Below are 5,126 nucleotides of genomic sequence, written 5' to 3'. Positions count from 1 at the left end.
AAAAAAAAAAAAAAAACGCCAGAAAAACCTGCCGCTGCGCGCCGAGGACGCCGCTCGGCCCGAGGCCGCCGAGGAGGCCGAGGACGTCGACGTGGACGACATCGGCGACCTCGACGACGTCGACCAGGGTGTGGAGGACGTCGGCGCCCTCGCCGAACTGGGCGGACTCGACGACGACGAGCCCCCGGCCGAGGCCGCCCACGCCCGCCGCACCATGATCGGCCGCTCGACCGAGGAGGTCGACCACGCCCCGCCCCGCGGCCGCTACGCCCCCGTACCGGCGCCCGAGGCCGGGTCCACCGGTGCCGCGCTGCGCTGGGCGGCGCCCGCCGCGGCCGTGGTGATCGCGTCGGCCGTCGTGGTCGGACGGCGCGTCCTGCGCCGCCGCCGGTGAGCGGTCGCCGCCTGTGAGCCGCTGGTGAGCTGGTGAGCTGGTGATTCCTCGCCGCCGCCGAGCGGCTGCGCATAGGGTCGTGGCGTGACCGAAGAGACTACGGAGACCAAGGGCGTCCGGCTGACCGCCGGGGACGCCGAGCTGACCGTTTCGCCCGACAACGGCTGCCGCATCGGCTCGCTGCGCATCGGTGGCACGGAGCTGCTGCGGCAGGGCCCGCGGTACGGGTCCTTCCCGATGGTGCCCTGGTGCGGCCGGGTCGAGCTGGGACGGTTCCGCGACGGCGGCCGGAGCCATCAGCTGCCCGTCAACTCCCCGCCGCACGCGATCCACGGCACCGGCCGGGACGTCGCCTGGCGCACGGTCCGCACCGGGCCGGACAGCGCGGCCTTCACCTACGACCTCGCCGACCCCTGGCCGTACGAGGGCCGGGTCACCCAGAGCTTCGACCTGACCGCGGACGCGCTGACCGTCACCATGAGCGTGGAGACGGAGGGCGACTCCTTCCCGGCGCAGGCCGGGTGGCATCCGTGGTTCCTGCGCGACCTGGGCGAGGGCGGCGCCGACGTCGAGCTGTCCTTCGCCGCGGAATGGCAGGAGGAGCGCGGCGAGAACCACCTCCCCACCGGCCACCGCGTCCCGCCGCGCCCCGGCCCGTGGGACGACTGCTTCGGCATGCCGGACGGCGTGGATGTCACGCTGACGTGGCCGGAGCGGCTCGAACTCAAGGTCACCAGCCGCAGCGCATGGGTCGTGGTCTACGACGAGCAGGCGGAGGCGGTGTGCGTCGAGCCGCAGTCCGGGCCGCCGAACGGTCTGAACACCCTTCCCCGCCTGGTCACGCCCATCGATCCGCTGGAGATCTCCATGACGTGGAGCTGGCGCGACCTGACGTAGGCGCTCGTGGGGGCCCGTGGGGGCGGGTGCGGACACCGCCTAAGCTCATGCGCATGAGCGAAGCGCGTGACGCCCTGCTACAGCAGATCAAGGACAAGGCCGTGGTCCACGGCAAGGTGACCCTCTCCTCCGGCAAGGAGGCCGATTACTACATCGACCTGCGCCGGATCACCCTGGACGCCGAGGCCGCGCCCCTGGTCGGGCAGGTCATGCTCGACGCCACGGCCGACCTCGACTTCGACGCGGTGGGCGGCCTGACCCTGGGCGCCGACCCGGTGGCCACGTCCATGCTGCACGCGGCGGCCGCGCGGGGCCGCAGGCTCGACGCCTTCGTCGTCCGCAAGGCGCAGAAGACCCACGGTCTCCAGCGGCGGATCGAGGGCCCGGACATCACGGGCCGGCGGGTCCTGGTGGTCGAGGACACCTCCACCACCGGCGGCTCGCCGCTGACCGCCGTCGAGGCGGCGCGTGAGGCGGGTGCCGAGGTCGTCGCGGTCGCCACGATCGTCGAGCGCGGCGCCGCGCCCGCGATCGCGGACGCCGGGCTGCGTTACGTACCGGCGTACTCGCTCGCCGACCTCGGCCTGAGCTGACCCGACCCGACCCGAGCTGACCTGGGGTGATCGCGTGGGTGGTTTCACGTGAAACCACCGACCCCCCGTCCGTGTGGTCCCCGCGTGCGCCGTGTGGAGCAATCGGAGGAGTCTGGGAAGATGGCCACGACGATGACGTCGCCGCAGGACTCTCCCTAGGTCAGGGCCCAAGAACCTCACCCGCACATCACAAGGAGCGGACAGATGCCCATCGCATCCCCTGAGATCTACAACGAGATGCTCGACCGGGCGAAGGCAGGCAAGTTCGCCTACCCGGCGATCAACGTGACCTCGACGCAGACGCTGCACGCCGCGCTGCGGGGCTTCGCCGAGGCGGAAAGCGACGGCATCGTCCAGATCTCCACCGGTGGTGCCGAGTTCCTGGGTGGCCAGTACGACAAGGACATGGTGTCCGGCGCGGTCGCGCTCGCCGAGTTCGCGCACGTCGTCGCCAAGAAGTACCCGGTGAACATCGCGCTGCACACCGACCACTGCCCGAAGGACAAGCTGGACGGCTATGTGCGTCCGCTGCTCGCCGTCTCCCAGGAGCGCGTCGCGAGCGGCCAGAACCCGCTGTTCCAGTCCCACATGTGGGACGGCTCCGCCGAGACGCTGGACGACAACCTGCGCATCGCGCAGGAGCTGCTGGCCGAGGCGGTCAAGGCCAAGATCATCCTCGAGGTCGAGATCACCCCGACCGGCGGCGAGGAGGACGGCGTCTCGCACGAGATCAACGACGAGCTGTACACCACCGTCGCGGACGTCGAGCGCACGGCCGAGGCGCTGGGCCTGGGCGAGAAGGGCCGCTACCTGCTGGCCGCCTCCTTCGGCAACGTCCACGGCGTCTACAAGCCGGGCAACGTCGTGCTGCGCCCGGAGCTGCTGCGCCAGCTCCAGGACGGCATCGCCGCGAAGGCCGGCAAGACCGACCCGTTCGACTTCGTCTTCCACGGCGGCTCCGGCTCCTCGGAGCAGGAGATCCTCACGGCGCTGGAGAACGGCGTGGTGAAGATGAACCTCGACACCGACACCCAGTACGCCTTCACCCGGCCGATCGCGGACCACATGTTCCGCAACTACGACGGTGTGCTGAAGGTCGACGGCGAGGTCGGCAACAAGAAGACCTACGACCCGCGCAGCTGGGGCAAGGTGGCCGAGAAGAGCATGGCCGAGCGGGTCACCCAGGCCTGCGCGAACCTGCGCTCCACCGGCACCAAGCTGAAGTAACCGGCGCCGTTCCGTTCCGGGCCCGGGGTCCCGCCGTCGTTGGCGGGTCCCGGGCTCGCGCCTTTTCCGGATCGTCTCCGTGGGCTGGCCCCTCGCGGGCGACCCGGGGATGATCCAGGTATGGGCGATAACGCACCCGCCACCGCGGTGCGGCTCTCCAGTGCCTCCGGGCGGTGGGTCGTGCTCACCACCGTGCTGGGCTCCGCGATGGCGCTCCTCGACAGCACCGTCGTCAATGTGGCCCTGCCCCGTATCGGCCTCGACCTCGGCGCCGATCTCGCGGTCCTCCAGTGGACCGTCAACGCCTATCTGCTCACCCTCGCCGGGCTCATCCTCCTCGGCGGGGCGCTCGGCGACCGCTTCGGGCGGCGGCGGGTGTTCGTCATCGGCGTCGTGTGGTTCGCGCTGGCGTCCCTGCTGTGCGGGATGGCGCCGAACGCCGGGATGCTCATCGCCGCCCGCGCGCTCCAGGGCATCGGCGGGGCGCTGCTCACCCCCGGCTCGCTGGCGCTCATTCAGTCGGTCATCCACCCCGACGACCGGGCCCGGGCGGTGGGGCTGTGGTCCGGGTTCGGCGGGGTGGGGGCGGCGATCGGGCCGTTCCTCGGGGGCTGGCTGGTGGACGGTCCGGGCTGGCGCTGGGTGTTCTTCCTCAATGTGCCGCTGGCGGCGGTGTGCGTACCGGTCGCGCTGCGGCACGTACCGGAGTCCCGGGATCCGCGGGCGCACGGCCGGTTCGACGTCCTGGGCGCGGTGCTCGGCGCGCTCGCGCTCGGCCTGGTGACGTACGCGCTGATCGCCGCGCCGCAGCGGGGCGCGTCGCTCTCCGTGGTGCTGCCCGCCGTGGCCGGGCTGCTGGCGGGGGTGGCGTTCGTGTACGCGGAGCGGGTCCGCCCCGAGCCGATGCTGCCGCTCTCCCTGTTCTCGTCGCGCCAGTTCACCGCCGTGAACGCGGTGACGCTGTGCGTGTACGCGGCCTTCGGCGGCTTCTTCTTCCTGGTCGTGCTGAACCTCCAGGTGGTCGTCGGCTACTCCGCGCTGGCCGCCGGGACCGCGCTGATGCCGACGACCCTGCTGATGCTGCTGCTGTCGGCCCGCTCCGGTGAGCTGGGCAAGCGCATCGGCCCGCGGATCCCGCTGACCGTGGGCCCGCTGCTGTGCGCGGCCGGAATGCTGCTGATGACCCGGGCCGGGGTGGGGGCCGTCTACTGGCGGGACGTACTGCCCGCTCTGGTGGTGATGGGGCTGGGCATGGTGGTGCTCGTCGCCCCGCTCACCGCTACCGTCCTGGCCTCGGTGGACGTCGGCCGGGCGGGCCTGGCCAGCGGCATCAACAACGCGGCGGCGCGGGCGGCGGGCCTGGTCGCGGTGGCCGCGCTGCCGCTGCTGGCGGGCATGGGCTCGGAGGCGTACCGGTCGGCGGACCGGTTCTCGGAGTCCTTCCGGCGGGCGATGCCGATCTGCGCGGCCGTGCTGGTGGTGGGCGCGCTCATCGCCTGGCGAGCGGTACGGGCGGACGCGCTGGAGCGGGCCGGGGGCGCGGAGCCCGGGGAGCCCGGGGAGGAGGGGGCGCGGGCGGCGGATGAGCGCCCCTGCCGTCCCGAGTGCGCGTACCACTGCGGGGTGGGCGCCCCGCCCCTGGACCCGGGCGAGCGCCCCCGCCGCACCTCTGGTCCCGGCCGCCCCGACGGTCCAGCCGCCTGACCTGCCACGGCTCCGCGCGGGCGGCCGGAGCCGGGTGTGGGGCGGCGGGCGGGGCGGGTGGTCCGGCAGACTGGAACCCATGGCCATTCACGAGAACCTGCTCGGGGGACCGCCCCCGACCCATCTGCCCGACGACCCCGAGCCCCGGGAACTGCTCGCGTCCGGCGCGGCTCCCTCCGAGGTCGCCGCGAAGTACCCGGCGTCCTCGCTCGCCTGGGCCCAGCTCGCGGACGAGGCGTTCGAGAACGGCCGGGTGGTCGAGTCGTACGCGTACGCCCGCACCGGCTACCACCGAGGGCTGGACGCGCTGC

General features: G+C 72.8%; 5 protein-coding genes and 1 pseudogene. All 6 read left to right on the top strand.

Annotated features, from left to right (window positions below; translation table 11 throughout):
• A pseudogene (locus SSOG_RS56155) lies at positions 1 to 394 on the top strand (carbon monoxide dehydrogenase subunit G); the annotation flags it as partial.
• A gap of 84 nt (positions 395 to 478) precedes the next feature.
• Positions 479 to 1,291 (top strand): aldose epimerase family protein, encoded by an 813-nt coding sequence (locus tag SSOG_RS21040; protein ID WP_009716254.1) that lies wholly within the window; start codon positions 479 to 481, stop codon positions 1,289 to 1,291.
• Positions 1,292 to 1,338: 47 nt separating this feature from the next.
• On the top strand, positions 1,339 to 1,884 hold the full coding sequence (gene pyrE, locus SSOG_RS21035; RefSeq protein WP_009716253.1) for an orotate phosphoribosyltransferase: 546 nt from the start codon (positions 1,339 to 1,341) through the stop codon (positions 1,882 to 1,884).
• 204 nt (positions 1,885 to 2,088) lie between these two features.
• Positions 2,089 to 3,111 carry a class II fructose-bisphosphate aldolase gene (gene fbaA / locus SSOG_RS21030; RefSeq protein ID WP_009716252.1) on the top strand — a complete coding sequence of 341 codons (1,023 nt, stop codon included), beginning with the start codon at positions 2,089 to 2,091 and terminating at the stop codon, positions 3,109 to 3,111.
• 120 nt (positions 3,112 to 3,231) lie between these two features.
• A complete protein-coding gene (locus SSOG_RS21025) occupies positions 3,232 to 4,815 on the top strand; it encodes a DHA2 family efflux MFS transporter permease subunit (RefSeq protein WP_009716251.1) in 1,584 nt (527 codons plus the stop codon).
• Between the two features lie 79 nt (positions 4,816 to 4,894).
• Positions 4,895 to 5,126 (top strand): DUF3151 family protein (locus SSOG_RS21020; protein WP_039938234.1); only part of this gene is annotated, 232 nt, incomplete at its 3' end.

The organism is Streptomyces himastatinicus ATCC 53653, from assembly GCF_000158915.1.
Classification (GTDB): Bacteria; Actinomycetota; Actinomycetes; order Streptomycetales; family Streptomycetaceae; genus Streptomyces; species Streptomyces himastatinicus.
Note: the sequence above shows the minus strand (reverse complement) of the source record. Positions and strands in the feature narration are given on the sequence as shown.

Bases quoted from the DNA above. Each gene is read 5' to 3' on its own strand.
- pyrE (WP_009716253.1), top strand. From the start codon at position 1,339: ATGCGCATGAGCGAAGCGCGTGACGCCCTGCTACAGCAGATCAAGGAC.
- fbaA (WP_009716252.1), top strand. From the start codon at position 2,089: ATGCCCATCGCATCCCCTGAGATCTACAACGAGATGCTCGACCGGGCG.
- SSOG_RS21025 (WP_009716251.1), top strand. From the start codon at position 3,232: ATGGGCGATAACGCACCCGCCACCGCGGTGCGGCTCTCCAGTGCCTCC.